The sequence below is a fragment of the Paenarthrobacter sp. PAE-2 genome, assembly GCF_026013155.1.
GTDB lineage: Bacteria > Actinomycetota > Actinomycetes > Actinomycetales > Micrococcaceae > Arthrobacter > Arthrobacter ureafaciens.
In genome coordinates, this window is record NZ_JAPDNV010000008.1 from 163,035 (window position 1) to 177,048 (window position 14,014).

General features: G+C 64.0%; 13 protein-coding genes. 1 reads left to right on the forward strand and 12 read right to left on the reverse strand.

Annotation, left to right across the window (positions count from 1 at the left end):
- Position 1: 1 nt before the first annotated feature.
- The 10 genes from OCL88_RS07425 to OCL88_RS07470 form a co-directional block, all read right to left on the reverse strand.
- Positions 2 to 778, reverse strand: a complete 777-nt coding sequence (locus OCL88_RS07425) for a hypothetical protein (RefSeq protein ID WP_264962074.1) — start codon at positions 776 to 778, stop codon at positions 2 to 4.
- Positions 778 to 1,944 (reverse strand): glycosyltransferase, encoded by a 1,167-nt coding sequence (locus OCL88_RS07430; protein ID WP_264962075.1) that lies wholly within the window; start codon positions 1,942 to 1,944, stop codon positions 778 to 780. Before OCL88_RS07430 ends, OCL88_RS07425 begins: the two co-directional genes overlap by 1 nt.
- Positions 1,941 to 3,236, reverse strand: a complete 1,296-nt coding sequence (locus OCL88_RS07435) for a glycosyltransferase family 4 protein (RefSeq protein ID WP_264962076.1) — start codon at positions 3,234 to 3,236, stop codon at positions 1,941 to 1,943. The genes OCL88_RS07430 and OCL88_RS07435 overlap by 4 nt, the downstream gene beginning before the upstream one ends.
- Positions 3,233 to 4,699, reverse strand: a complete 1,467-nt coding sequence (locus tag OCL88_RS07440) for an oligosaccharide flippase family protein (RefSeq protein WP_264962077.1) — start codon at positions 4,697 to 4,699, stop codon at positions 3,233 to 3,235. Before OCL88_RS07440 ends, OCL88_RS07435 begins: the two co-directional genes overlap by 4 nt.
- The gene (locus tag OCL88_RS07445; protein ID WP_264962078.1) at positions 4,696 to 5,358 is read right to left on the reverse strand and encodes an acetyltransferase; all 663 of its coding nucleotides are present in this window, start codon (positions 5,356 to 5,358) and stop codon (positions 4,696 to 4,698) included. The genes OCL88_RS07440 and OCL88_RS07445 overlap by 4 nt, the downstream gene beginning before the upstream one ends.
- Positions 5,355 to 6,527, reverse strand: a complete 1,173-nt coding sequence (locus OCL88_RS07450) for a DegT/DnrJ/EryC1/StrS family aminotransferase (RefSeq protein WP_264962079.1) — start codon at positions 6,525 to 6,527, stop codon at positions 5,355 to 5,357. Before OCL88_RS07450 ends, OCL88_RS07445 begins: the two co-directional genes overlap by 4 nt.
- A complete protein-coding gene (locus tag OCL88_RS07455; protein ID WP_264962080.1) occupies positions 6,524 to 7,543 on the reverse strand; it encodes an NAD-dependent epimerase/dehydratase family protein in 1,020 nt (339 codons plus the stop codon). The genes OCL88_RS07450 and OCL88_RS07455 overlap by 4 nt, the downstream gene beginning before the upstream one ends.
- On the reverse strand, positions 7,540 to 8,649 hold the full coding sequence (locus OCL88_RS07460; protein WP_264962081.1) for a Gfo/Idh/MocA family protein: 1,110 nt from the start codon (positions 8,647 to 8,649) through the stop codon (positions 7,540 to 7,542). Before OCL88_RS07460 ends, OCL88_RS07455 begins: the two co-directional genes overlap by 4 nt.
- 45 nt (positions 8,650 to 8,694) lie before the next feature.
- Positions 8,695 to 10,374, reverse strand: a complete 1,680-nt coding sequence (locus tag OCL88_RS07465) for a sugar transferase (RefSeq protein ID WP_264962082.1) — start codon at positions 10,372 to 10,374, stop codon at positions 8,695 to 8,697.
- Between the two features lie 269 nt (positions 10,375 to 10,643).
- Positions 10,644 to 10,901, reverse strand: a complete 258-nt coding sequence (locus OCL88_RS07470) for a hypothetical protein (RefSeq protein ID WP_021470464.1) — start codon at positions 10,899 to 10,901, stop codon at positions 10,644 to 10,646.
- A gap of 39 nt (positions 10,902 to 10,940) precedes the next feature.
- On the opposite strand from OCL88_RS07470, the gene OCL88_RS07475 reads away from it, so the two are divergent.
- Positions 10,941 to 11,174 carry a DUF5703 family protein gene (locus OCL88_RS07475; protein WP_021470463.1) on the forward strand — a complete coding sequence of 78 codons (234 nt, stop codon included), beginning with the start codon at positions 10,941 to 10,943 and terminating at the stop codon, positions 11,172 to 11,174.
- Between the two features lie 9 nt (positions 11,175 to 11,183).
- On the opposite strand, the gene OCL88_RS07480 is transcribed toward OCL88_RS07475, so the two are convergent.
- On the reverse strand, positions 11,184 to 12,344 hold the full coding sequence (locus OCL88_RS07480) for an acyl-CoA dehydrogenase family protein (protein WP_264962083.1): 1,161 nt from the start codon (positions 12,342 to 12,344) through the stop codon (positions 11,184 to 11,186).
- Between the two features lie 51 nt (positions 12,345 to 12,395).
- The gene (locus tag OCL88_RS07485) at positions 12,396 to 13,700 is read right to left on the reverse strand and encodes a M20/M25/M40 family metallo-hydrolase (RefSeq protein WP_264962084.1); all 1,305 of its coding nucleotides are present in this window, start codon (positions 13,698 to 13,700) and stop codon (positions 12,396 to 12,398) included.
- Positions 13,701 to 14,014: the final 314 nt, after the last annotated feature.

Below are 14,014 nucleotides of genomic sequence, written 5' to 3' on the forward strand. Positions count from 1 at the left end.
GCTAGCTTGGTCCGGAGGGCAGTGGCATGACCCCGCCGGTCTTACGGGCATCGTCGGCTGGCTGTTTGGCGGTGGTGCTGACGGTGGTCCCTTTGAGGACACCGTCGATGTTGATTGCCTCCATAATCACCGCACCGTTGGGCTGCGTGGATTCGTCTGTTGGGATCTCCTGCTTGCGGCGTTTCCTGGTGAGGAGCAGTCCGTCAAGGAGGACTGCTACGAGGAGTGTCAGTGCTGCGCCTCCTGCGCCGGATATCAGGACCAACTGCGTGCGGGCTTTCACCTCTGGTGTGGCTTGCCGGTCCACGAGGAGGCTCATGGTGGTGATCCTTGCGGGCGCAGCTACGTTGAGTGCTTCTTGCATCTCGTTGAGAGAGCGCGGGGCCTCGTCCATGACTGCTTTCAAAAAGGACATGGTGACTTCCGGCGTGTCTGCGTTGGCGGTGATGACAAGGATGGCTCCGTTGGTACCTCGGTCTGGTTCCACGGTGTAGGTGGCGGTTCCGAAGTTCTCCGTGACACGCTCCTTGACCGGCTGGGAGGATAGCTTCCGAATAAGGATGTCCAGGGCTTCGCTCATGCCGCCAAGGTAGAGGTATGGGTTTCCGGCTTCCCCGATGCTTTGGCTGGAAGGCATAAGCACCAGGCTGGCTTGGGCTTTGAATTTGTCCGGGGCGTTCATTTGCACGGCAACGCAGAGCATGGCGGTCACCAGCAGGCCTGCAACCACGACATACCACCGCCGCGCGACGCTCGCTAGAACGGTACGAAATTGCATCATCTGCTCCCAACTTGATGTGGACCGCTCGAAGTGCCCGGTTCCGTGGTTTGCCGGCCCTCGATGAGGGCAAGCATCTGTTCGGCCCGGACACACCAGGTGTGGGATCGGGCTGTTGACTGGATGCGCAGCCGCTGCTGGTGGGCAGGCAGAGTCTGCAGGGCATCCCTGACACCGTTGACGAATTCTGTTGGCGAACCTGCGATGCAAACGTACGGATTACCTAGCCACCTTGCGGCCGGCAGGTCTGTCGCGACGACGGGAAGTCCGAACGACAAGTATTCAAGGGTCTTCAGGGGGAAGCTGGAGACGTTGAATTCGGATTCGGCATAAGGCGTCAGTCCAACGCAGGCTGTTGAGAGCAGATGGCTGACTTCGTCAGGACCGACCGGGCCGCGCCATTGGATGGTTGGCCGGGAGAGGAAGCGGTCCAGGGCGCGACGGGTCGCTGCTTCTTTTTCGGTACGGGGACCTAATACAACCAGCGGAAGACCCGATTCGCCGAGTTCTTCGAGTATACGGGCGTCCAACCGCTCATTCAGCTGGCCTACCAGAGCCGCGACGGGCATCGTTCCCCTGTGTTTCAGTGCCTTGGGTGTCCTGCAGCCGTTGGGAAGCAAATTCACCTGCCGGCCGGAAAATGCCTGAATTTTGTGCGCCAAACCTGGAGAGACGGCGGTGACGATGTCGGCTAAGGCGAGGTTCTCCCTCAGGACGCGTTCCACATGCGCTGGCGCAAGTCCGAGGAGTGGGGCGGACCCCAACCAGTCGTCCGTTACGTGAAGGACCCGTGGTGCGTGGACTTCGCGGGGAAACAGGACCAGGGGCGATGCGTTGATGACTCCTTTGATGCGGCCGTTGTGGTCCCCGGCCAGAGCCCGCAGGGAGCAACGGCTGATTGCTTCGGTGCTGCGTCGTATGAAGGGGCGGCTGAAACCGGGCAAAGCGGGTAAGCGCAGGCGTCGGACTCCTGGCTTAACCAATTCGGTGCGGCCACGGATGCTCGCCAGGATGCTGCGGCGGACATCGGCATGCCGCGCTATCGAGACAGGCTGGTCCACCCACAGGACGGGCGAGGCTTCAGCCAGCGCCTCTGCCAGCAGCCGGTCAGTTCCCGGGATGCCGTCCCAGCGGCCGCCGGAGATGTACATGATGGCCCCGGTCATGGCCTGGACACCGCCGGAACGGGTATGTGCGCAGCAGCGACGGGCCGGGCATTGAAGTCGTCCGTGGCGGCCCGGCCCGTCAATCGTTGCCAGCGCCTGCCGGCGACGTAGGAGCAGTATCGTGCAAAAGCGACCGCCTCCGCACGTGCTGCCTCGGCTGCCCCGGGGCGGGAGACGGTGAACTGCCCGTACAACTCCACTTGGCGTTCGGCAGCGCGGCTTAAGGAGAACCTGTCCTCAACCACATTCCGCCCAAGCGACCCCAACGCCCGTCGGAGGCCCGGGTCGTCGAACAGGCGGGCCAGGATAGCCGTAAGGGCCGGAATGCCTTCCCCGGTGGTGCCCGGACCCGAGCCATACCAGCCTTGCCAGAGGAACGTCGGCAACGTCTCCGGGGTGAGGAGCTCCCAGAAGCCCTGCTCCCCCTGCACTACCAGTGGCTTTCCAAACGCCAGCCCCCGCAGCGCCGAACCCCCCATGCCCAACACCACATCGGCTGCGGCGTAGGCGGGGCGGGGATCGGCCAGTTCACCGGTGAGGATCACAAGCCGTCGGCCCGCTTCGTCGTTGATGCGGCGGGCATGGTGATGCACTACCTCGGCAGCCGGCCCCGAGCCCGCAATAATGAGCCGCACGGGCCACTCCCGGGAAAGAGCCCGTACGGACTCCATCGCTGCCAGTATTCCTTCCAGCTTCAGCTCCTGAGCCAGGCGCGTAACGCACACGACGGCCAAAGCGTCATCGCCCAATCCCCAGTGGCTGCGGAAAGTGCCGCCGCTGACAGCTGCCGCACTGACAGTTGCCGCACTGACAGCTGCCACACTGTTGACGGAGGTGTCAACCGGCGGTTCCATGAGCGCCACACGGCGGCGTCCGGCGTCGGTCTCCACCTGGCGGATCTGTTCCGTGCCGACCACCAAGGGCATTGTGTACGGAATGAACGGCGCCACCGCCATGGACATGACCGTGCACACGGCCGTCGTGCCCGGGACGAGCCTGGCGGCGGCCAGGCATTCCAAAGCGGGCGGCCACTCGTAACCGTGGAGCACCTCGATCCTGCGCTCGCGGACGGTCTTTGCCAGGGCGCGGACAACACGGGGAGAAGGACGCTTGCCCGGCAGGGGCGCCTCCACATAGTCCAGGCCCAGTTCCGTCGCGTGCCGCACCAAAGCCCCCGGCTGGCCAAACAGCACCACGCCGTGTCCCAAAGCCTGAACGGCGGCACCAAGTTCGATCGCGTTAAGCTGGCTGCCGCCCAGCCCAAGGTCGTGGGGGTAGATGAGGATCCTCATGCCATTGCCTCCTCACGTCCCCTGCCCCAACGGCGCACGTCCCGCAGCTCGGCGCGCTTGAAGGCCAGGGTGGCGACGATCGCAACCAAGCCGATTCCGGATCCGGCGAGGACCGCCACAACCGGCGAGCGCAGTTCCTGCGCAGCAAGGAAGGACCCCGCTCCGGTCACGACGGCGGCCCCCACCGGAAGTGCCAGGCGTCCGGCCATGTCCTTGGTTCGCACCCCTGCCCGCCGCAGGGTGCGCAGGTACATCGGGGTGGTTACCGCCACGGCAACCGCGAAGGGTGCAGCGGCAAGCCCGGGCATTCCGCCCCATGCAGCGCCCGCGATGAGAGCTGGAATCAGGGCCACCAGGGCTGCCGCCTGCACGTTGAAGATGGACATCGAAAGGCCAAGGACCACCAAGTAGTCATAGAGCAGTTCATGGATGATCCGCAGCGCGGCCAGCGGAGCCAACCACACCAGGGCCAGTCCCGCCGGTGCCCAGGCATCCCCGTACACGAAGGTCACCAGGGCCACTGAGCATCCCATCATGACCGCGCAGACCGGAAGCAGCACGGCAGAAAGGACGCCCAGCAGTGACAGCAACGCCGCGCGCATGTCTCCGGGCCTGTCCTGCAGCCTGGCGAACGTGGCCGGTGCGACACTGCGCAGGGGCTGTGACAGGAGGGCCGCGGGCCAGCCCGCCATGTTGAACGCCATGACGTACAGGCCCAGGGTCACCGAACCGAGCATGTTGCCGGCAACGAACTGGTCCACGTAGCCCACCCCGAAAGCCACCAGGCTGGCACCTGCCAGGGGCAGCCCGAACAGGAGGAGTTCCTTGGCTGATTTCGCGGAAAACCCGAAACGGAAAGGCAGGGGTGAGAGGGCCACGAACAGGATCCCCGACACGACGCTAGCCGCCACGCGCCCCACGGCGAGGCTCATTGCACCCATCCCGGCAATGACCAGTGCAAGGGATACTCCTGCCCCCAGCCACACGTTGACCTGGTCAACGGCCATGCGTTGGCCTTGCCGGAAATACCGTTGCAGCAAGGCAGCAGGGGTGGCTACCAGACCGTTGAGGACGATGCAGGCGGCCATGACGCGCACAACGTCAGTGGCGGCGGGGTTCCCCATCGCTGAGGCAAAGTACGGTGCAGCAAAGTAAGTAGCGGCAAAAAGGATGACACTGCATCCCGTGGAAATGGTGGTGACCGTTGCAGCGATGGACTTCGGATCCCCGGGCCAGCGGACTATGGCAAGGCTGACGCCCAGTTCGTTGAAGCTCAACACGGCAATAAGTGCCACGAACGCCACCGCGTACGTGCCGAACTCTTCGGGTCCCAGCAAGCGGGCGAGGGCGATGCCAATGCCGATGGTTCCCAAGCGGGTCACGAACGCGTTGATGACACCAAGCCCGAATGCCTTTGATGGCGTGGGCCGGCCCCGCGTCGTGGACTGCTTGGAAAGTGTCACAAGATCCCCTCCAGCGCCGGAAAGTTGCCCCTCCGGATCACCCTTGCCGGCACGCCGGCCCAGGTCTCCTCGTCGGGAACATCACTGAGAACGGCGGCGCCCATGCCGATGGTCGCCCCCGCACCGACGGACCGGCGCTCGCGGACACTGGCGTTCATCCCGATGTACGCTCCGCGTCCTATGCGGACATTTCCGCCAAGTGACACGCCCGCGGCAAAGGTGGCGAAGTCGCCCACCACGTCGTCGTGCGTGAAAGTCACTCCGGGCATTGCCACGACATGGTTTCCCAGGGTCACCGACGCTGTCATGGTGACGTGGGCCAGGATGATGCTTCCGTGCCCGATTTTGCAGCCTTCAGGAACGTGGACCGAGGTATCGATCGCCGTGGCGTACCGGTCTTCGGCCAATCCGAGGGCGCGCAGGCGCATCACCACGCTTTCGCGGCCGGTTCCGGAGCCTATGCAGACGAGGAGTTTGGCGTGCGGGAACTTCAAAGCGTCACGGATCGGTCCCAGCACATGGGCGCCGTCCACCACGCGCCCGAGCTTGTCCTCGTCGTCGTCGAGGATGCCGATAATGTCGAACGGGCCGCTGCTGCGCACCATCGCCAGCACTTCGCGGGCCAGGCCGCTGGCGGCGATGAGGAGGAGCTCGCTCATCGTCCCCGCCCCGCTGCCCTGAGGATCGAATCGATAACCCGCAACTGATCGCCAAGAGTCAACTGGTGGTAGAGCGGGAGGATCAGTGTGTGGTCGGTCAACCATTCCGTGGCGTCCAGGGTGGCGCTGCCGGTGTCCCGGGCAGAGTAGGCGGGCTGCCGGTGGGCGGCCATGATGCCGCGCCGGGCAGAGATCCCGTCACCTGCCAGGTGCGTCATCAGGTCATCGCGGCCCACCGGGAAGGCTTCACCGATTTCCAGCCAGCATGACTGGTAGTTGCCGGTCCCGTAAGCGGGATCGCCCACCAGCCTCAGTCCCTCGACGTCGGCAAATGCGTCGGCGTAGTTCGCCGCAAGATGACGACGGCGGGCTACCGCAGCGTGCAGGCGCCCCAGCTGGACCAGCCCGACGGCGGCCTGAAGGTCGGTCATGCGGTAGTTGTAGCCAATTTCGAGGTATTCCTCCGCAGGTGCCAGCAGGCTCGCGTGCCGTTCAGCCGCGGAGACGCTCATTGCGTGTTCGCGCAGCCGCCGCGCATGGCCGGCGAGGCCTTCGTTCGGGGTGGAGAGCATGCCCCCTTCCCCCGTGGTGAGGATCTTGCGCGGATGGAATGACCACGCAGCGAGCTCCGCTGCGGCCCCCACCGGCCTCCCGCGATAATGGGAACCTATGGCGCAGGCCGCATCCTCGATGACCGTGATACCCAGCGGGTCGCACAACGCCCGGATGGGGTCCAGGTCCACCGGGACACCGCCTTGGTCCACGGCGATGACCGCCCTGGTCTCAGGGGTCAGGACGGCGGCAACTGTCCCGGCCGTCACGCAACCGGTCACGCGGTCGACGTCGGCGAACACCGGACGCGCGCCCACGTACGTCGGCGCGTTGGCCGTGGCGATGAAGGAGAAGGAGGGAACCACCACGTCCTGGCCCGGTCCCACCCCGGCTACGGCGAGCGCAAGATGCAGCGCCGAAGTGCAGCTTGAGACGGCAACCGCACACGCAACATGCTGTTCCCCGGCGAACGCTTCTTCGAACTCCTGCACCTTGGGGCCCTGTGCCACCCATCCGGAGGCGATGACTTCCGCGACGGCCCGGGTTTCTTCTTCGCCGAGCCACGGTTTCATCACATCGATGCGTGCCACCGCCGCCTCAACACCGGAAGTGGTCATGGGGCCACCGCCTGTGCGGCGTCAGGGCGGGCAGTCAACCGGGCTGCGGCTATCTCTTCCCGCAGGGGCCGCCACCATTGGACGAGGGAACGCAATCCGTCTTCCAACCCCACTGCGGCTTCGAAACCGAGGTCCCGGCGCGCATTCGTGACATCTGCCAGTCGACGGACCACTCCGTTGACCGCCCGTTCGGGGCCGTGCTCCACATGAAGGGGCGACTCCATGACCCGCAGCAACGTCCGGGCCAGTTCGGCCAGGCTCGTCTCCGTCCCGCTGGCCACGTTGTAGACCCCTTCGGTGACGTCACTCGCCGCTGCCAGGACGTTTGCCCGCGCTACGTCGGCCGTGTGGATGAAATCCATAGTCTGTTGACCGCTGCCGAAGATGAGCGGCGGCATACCATCCACAATCCGTTCCATCCAACGGACCAGCACCTCGGTGTACAGGCCGTGGACGTCCATCCTGGGCCCGTAGACGTTGAAGTAGCGCAACAGCACGTAATCCAGGCCGGACATCGCCCGGAAGCTGCGTGCCATCCCTTCGTTGAAGGACTTCGCCGCTCCGTAAAAGGTGTCGTTGTTGTGGTGGTGGTGCCTTTCGGGGGTGGGAAATTCCTCGGCCATCCCGTACACGGAGGCGCTTGAGGCGGCGATGAGCTTTCCCACATTGTGCTCGGCAGCGGCTTCGAAGACGTTGAAGCTGCCGTCCACCAGAACTTCAAGCGCAAGCCTGGGTTCCTCTGCGCACTGGGTGATGCGGATGGCGGCCTGATGGAAGACCACGTCCTTATCCTTGGCCAGATCGTGCACCAGATCCCGGTCACGCAAGTCCCCCTCGACCAGCCTGACCCGGCCCGAGGCGAGTGCGTCGTCAAGGTTTGCCCGGCGCCCGCGAACCAGATTGTCGAGGACGTCCACGTGCGCCGCACCGGCGTCGAGCAACTGGTCCACCAAGGTAGAACCGATGGTCCCGGCTCCCCCCGTCACCAGCGCCGTCGCGCCGAGCAGCGCATTCATGGCGAAACCTGCAAGGAAGCATCGTTACCTGCTACGACGGCGGACTGTCCGTCGGTGCCGAGGCTCCGGGTCACGGCTTCCAGCACGGACAGCACCCTGAGCCCCGATTCGCCGCTGGTGCGCGGTGTTGTCCGGTTGCGGATGGACGCAGCAAGTTCAGCCACCACTTGGGTGAGCGGTTCACGTTCCTGCAGCGCCGGGGACCATGTGTCCCCCAGCCGGTAGGAGATGGCGCTCGCCTTCTTGTCCGCGGTGGAGCGGGGCTGGTGCTCCAGGCTGACTCCGCGATCGTAGACACTGATCCGCTGCTGCGGGTTCAGGTCATCCCACACCAGTGTCCTTTTGGAGCCGCCGATGATCATTTGCCGGATCTTGGTGGGGCTGAGCCAGTTCACGTGGATGTGCACCATCGCATCATTGGGAAGGCCGAAGGTCAGGTGCCCCACGCAGTCCCTTCCGGTTCCGAGGGGGTCTGCGCCGTGGGCCGATATTTCCGTGGGGTGCAGTCCGCCGGGCAGGACAAAGTCCAGGATGGAGAGATCATGCGGGGCCAGGTCCCAAAATACGTTCACATCAGGTTGCACCAGGCCCAAATTGATCCGTACGGAGTCCACGTAGAGGATGTCCCCCAAGGCCCCGCTGGAGACGAGCTCCTGGATCTTCAATACCGCAGGGGTGAAGCAATAAGTGTGGTCCGCCATGAGCACCAGTCCGCGGGATCTGGCTTCTTCCACCATTTCCAGGCCCTTGCTGCGGCTGTCCGCGAGCGGCTTCTCCACCAGGACATGTTTGCCCGCGCGCAGCGCCGTCATCACTACGCCGTGATGGGTGTGCGCCGGTGTCGCCACGGCGACCGCGTCGAGGTTGTAGGTGTCCAGCAGTTCGTCCAAGGATTCGACGACGGCCACACCGCCTACCGTCTCGGCCAGCCGCAGGCCCCGGTCAACGTCCAGGTCGCAGATCGCCACGAGTTCCCAGTCCGGGCTCGCCTTGAGGTTTCGGGCCAGGTTGGGTCCCCAATAGCCCGCTCCGACGACGGCGATCCGTAGTTTGGGCAGCAGCGCGCGGCCGTTCAGGTGGCCTGAGGGAATGGTTCCTATGCTCATTTTCCACTCGGATTCTTGTGATGTTGACTTGGATAGGGAGGTGGCTCAGTAAGCCCCGGACGGTCGCATCATCGCCCGGAAGGTCCGCCACATGATGATCAGGTCGCCCGCGATGGACCAGTTCTCCACGTAGTAGAGGTCAAGCCGGACCGCCTCTTCCCAGGGGAGGTCGGACCTGCCGTTGATTTGCCACAAGCCTGTGATGCCCGGTTTGATCAGCAGCCTGCGGTGGGTGTGTTGTTCGTAGCCGTCCACCTCGCGGAACAGGGGTGGACGCGGGCCTACGAGGCTCATGGAGCCGGTGAGGACGTTCCAGAACTGGGGCAATTCGTCCAAGGAATATTTGCGCATCCACCGCCCGCACTTGGTGATGCGGGGGTCGTTCCGGACTTTGAACAGCACCCCGGCACCTTCGTCCTGCGCGGTGAGTTCAGCCAGCCGTTCCTCGGCATTGACCACCATGGAACGGAACTTGAGCATCTTGAAGGTGGTGCCCCGCTTACCGATCCGCTCCTGCCGGAACAGTACCGGGCCTGCGCTGTCCGCCTTGACGATTATCGACAGCACCAGAAGCAACGGTGCCAGCACCAGGAGGGCCATTGAGGCGATGCAAATATCCATGAGCCGCTTCAGGGTGTGCTTGCCCCCTGAATAGTGCGGGATATCAACGTGCATCAGCGGGAGGCCTTCCACCGGGCGCCAGTGGATCCTTGGGCCGGCCACGTTGGTCAAAGTGGCCGCGAGGACCAGTTCGGCGGCATCTTCTTCGAGCCGCCATCCGAGTTCCCGGATGAACTGGTTTCCGCCCGGCACTGGTCCTGCCACGATGACCGCATTGGCACCGGTCTGGTGCACCGTGCGAGCGACGCCATAGATCGAGGAAAGGACCGGTACACGCACTGCGTCCACTACCAGGGAGGCCCCGCGACGGGCTCCCGGGAGGCAGGCGCCAACGATGTCGTAGGGCGCGCAGGACCTGCGGTTGATCTGCTTAATGACGTACCGCACGTCCTCCGGTTCGCCGACGACGACGGCACGGGACAAGCAAAGGCCCCTCGCCTTCTGCCGTCCCAGCCATCGCCGGAACACCCATCGGTTCAGGGCCAGTATGGTGACCCCCAAAGGCAAGGAAACGAGCACGAACGTGCTCGCGGATTCGATTCTGAGGACCAGCGCCGCGACGGCCAGGAAACCGAACACCCTGAGGCTCGCGGAGAGGACGCGCTTGTATTCTTCGGCGCCGATGCCCAGGACTTTGGGATCGCGGGTGCGGTAGACCTCAAGCGCCCCTATCCACGCCAGTGCGATCACGAAGGCCAGGACAGTTTGCCGGGTGCTTCCCTGGATTCCGGCAGCAGGAGCCAGGCGCTCGGTGTTGATGACGTTACCGGCGAAGACCGCTGCGGACACCAGCGCGGTGTCTGCGAGGCGGAGGGTGTTGACCAACATCCGGGTCCAGGAACGACGGTCCCGGGGCGGAGCTTCCCCCACGGTCATCCGGTGGGTGACTGGCGGCGCGAAGTCCGGGGTGACATCCGTGCTTGGCGCCGCCAGCCCCGCCTTTTCGGTCCGCTGTGCAGCAACGGACCCGCCAATCCAGGGAGACGCCGGCGGATTGACGTGGTCGGCAACAGACTGTTCGCGGAGAGCTGTTCCAGCGTGGCGGGCATCCACGGTGCGGTGTAACGCGCCCTTGCTTTGACGCAAGACTGGAACTCGTACCATGTCAGCCTTCTTCGCAAACTCTGCCCATTGCCTACCACCCAGTGAAGCCACCCGGCGTTTGGGGCGCACCAGTAGTCAGTACTCAACTTTGCTCAGTTTTCCCGCAGGCCCTACTCGCGGGTACACCCCTGCGGTACTCAGTACGGTTCGGTGGAACACTTGGTGACCGTCCGGAATTTGCCCCCGTTTTCAGGCCAACGCCGATACAAAGCGGCTGATGGGCAGCACAAAAAACGGCCACCCTTGGGGTGGCCGTTGTGGAAAGTGAGTTACTCTTCCAGACTCTCCAGGTCTTCGTCGAGGACTTCGTCGTCGTCCTCTTCATCATCGTCGAAGACCTGGAGGGGAGTAACCTCGGAATAGGCCTCGTACAGCGCATCCTCGTAAACTTCGAAGGCGTCGGCGACGGCGAAGAATGCGGCCTCCACGGTGGGATCACCTTCCCCGCGACGGGCGGAAGCCGCCGCCAGATGTTCCTCAAGGGCGGCGGTCAATGACTGCAATGCGACACGCGGATCGATGGTCATGACTTCACGTTAGCCGGAAAAGGACCAAAATGGAGAGGGATGAAGGAACAATTTAGGGGCGTCTCCGTAGAGCGCCAACGTGACTATGCACGTCAGTACGAATACCTCGTACTGACGATAGGTCCTGAGGATTCCTTGCCCGAGGCCCGCCGCCGGCTCGCAGAACACTCTGAGTACGGCAAGTGGGAATTGGAACGCAGCCGCCTCTACATGGGCGGAAGCAGGCGCTTCTGGCTGCGCCGCAAGGTTTACTCCGTTCAACGGACGGTGTAGCTGCCCGGCTCAGGCCTCCAAGGGGCCCAGCCACGCGCTGGCCACCGTGTTATGCGCCGACTCGTCATTGGATGGGTGGAAGATCCCGGCCAGGACGTCGCGGTAAAGCCGTTCAAGTTCGGAGCCGCGGAAGTAGCTTGAACCACCCGAGACCCTGATGGCCAGGTCCACCACGTAGCGGGCGTTTTCCGTGGCCCGGGACTTCAGGCCAACAAGCTTGGCAAACCATTGCGGACCGTGGTCCACCATCCGGTCCACGTCCCGCGCGATGGCGGACAACTGGGGCAGCATCCCGTCCATCGCCATGGCAGCGTCGGCAATCTTCCACCGGATATCCGGGTCCTGAGCGAAGCTGCGTCCACCGTACTTCGCCGAGACACGGCGCTTCACGTTGTCAACGGCCAGGGCGAAGGCGCGCTCGGCCAGTCCGGTGTAGACGGCAGCCAGCAGCGTTTCGAAGCACGCAAAGATGGCGAAGATCAGCAGGTCTTTATTGGGCCCGACGGGAAGCTTGCGGAAGATCCTCTCTGCCGGGATCACCGCGTCAGTGAGCAACGTCGTGTTGGACGCGCTGGCACGCATGCCCAGGGTGTTCCAGTCGTCCAAGGTTTCATGCCCGGGCTCGTCGCGGCGGAGGAAACCGAAGACCAGCTCGCCCTCCCCGTTGCGTGCGTCCGCATCCTTGCCGAATGTTCCCAGCCGGGTCCAGCCACGTGACAGGCTGGTGAAGGTCTTCCGCCCCGTGAAGGTGTAGCTGCCATCAGGCAACGGCCTCGCCACGGTACCGGAGTCGAAAAGCATGGAGTCGTTGCCGGCCTCCGAAATCCCGAAGGCAAAGATCTCGCCCCGCCCGGCCTCCTTCAGGACGAAGTCCAGCGAATCGTCGCCGCGTGCGGACATGGCATGCGCGACGCCGGTCCACGCCAAGTGCATGTTCACCGCCAGCGCCGTGGCCGGGGCCGCCGTTGCGAGCCGGCGCTGAAGCTCCGCCACCGCTTCGAGGCCCAGTCCCCTGCCGCCGTCGGCCTCGGGAACAAAGACTTTCAGGTAGCCGGCGTCGGCGAGGTCCTGGAGGTCTTCGTGGAAGAAACGGTTCTCCTGGTCGTAGCCGGCCGCGCGGCTCCTCAGCCGCTCCAGCAGTTCATCAGGAAGGATGTCTTCCGGTGCCATGCCTGTCTCCCCTGTCTGCGCGTGCTTCACGGTGCCTGCTAATCACAGTGCCTAGTAGTTGGTGAGGAGACGGTTGAGGACCCGTGCACCGAACTTGAGGGAATCCGCGGGAACGCGTTCATCCACGCCATGGAACATACCCGTGAAGTCCAGCTCGACGGGGAGCATCAGGGGCGCAAAGCCGTACCCCGTGATCCCGATCTTGCTGAGCGACTTGTTATCCGTCCCGCCCGAGAGGGTGTAGGGCAGGACCTTCGCTCCGGGATCTTCGGAATGGAGGGCGTCGATCATCGAATCCACCAGGTTGCCCGCGAACGGAACTTCAAGGGAGATGTCCTTGTTGTCGTAGCTGATCTCGATCCCGTCGCCGGCGAGCTCCTTGATGATGTCGAAAACCTTTTCCTGCTGGCCCGGCAGTGTCCGGCAATCAATGAAGGCCTCAGCTGACTCGGGGATGACGTTGTGCTTGTAGCCGGACCGCAGCAGTGTGGGGTTCGAGGTGTTCTGCAACGTGGCCCCGACAAAACGCGCAACGGTTCCGAGTTCCTTGAGGAGGATGTCGGGGTTGTCCGGGTCGAACTCGACGCCGGTCAGTTCGGTGACGCCGTCCAGGAACTGCCTGGTGGTGGGTGTCAACTCGATGGGCCACTGGTACTCGCCAATCCGGGTGACGGCAGCCGCCAGCCGGGTGACAGCGTTGTCGGTATTGATCTGTGAGCCGTGGCCTGCCCGCCCGTGGGCGACCAAACGCAACCAGGAAAGTCCCTTTTCCGCGGTCTGCAGGAGATAGGTTCGCTGTCCCCCGATGGTCGCGGAGAAACCGCCGACTTCGGAAATAGCTTCCGTGGCGCCGTCGAAGAGTTCGCGTCGGTGTTCGACGGCGTAGCGCGCGCCATAGGTGCCGCCGGCCTCCTCGTCGGCGAAGAAAGCGAAGATGATGTCACGCTTCGGTTTGCGGCCGGTCCGGGCGAAATCACGCAGCACCGAGAGGATCATGGCATCCATATCCTTCATGTCCACCGCGCCGCGGCCCCAGATGAGGCCGTCCTTCAGTTCGCCGCTGAATGGATCCACGGTCCACTGCTCTTTCATCGCCGGCACCACGTCCAGGTGACCGTGGACTACCAGGGCGTCAGCTGAGGGATCTTCGCCGGCCATGCGGGTCACTACGTTGGCGCGGCCCGGAGCGGACTCGAAGATTTCAACATCCAGTCCGACGTCGCTGATGAGCGCTGCCGTGTATTCGGCGGCGGCCCGTTCACCCGGACCACTGCCATCTCCGAAGTTGGACGAATCGATGCGAATGAGCTCCTGGCAAATCCGGACAACTTCGTCTTCGGGGCGGATGAGAGACATGGATATTCTCCTTGCGTGGCTGGGCTTGCAGGTGAGGCTGACAGGCAGTGCGGGTTCCGCTGCTGCTGCGTCCCCTACCTCAGCCTACTCACCGGAGCCGTGAACCGGGACCGGAAAAGTCCGTCCGGGTAGCAAAGGAACGCCCGGCGGTTTTAGCCTTCCCCCGGATTTTTTAGTTCCTTGAAACCGTGTTAGAGTTTTTCTCGCTGCTTCGGAGCAGAGAGAAGCGTCAAACGCGGAAACTCCCTCTGAAATACCACCTGCGCGGGTGGCGGAATGGCAGACGCGCTAGCTTGAGGTGCTAGTCCTCGAAA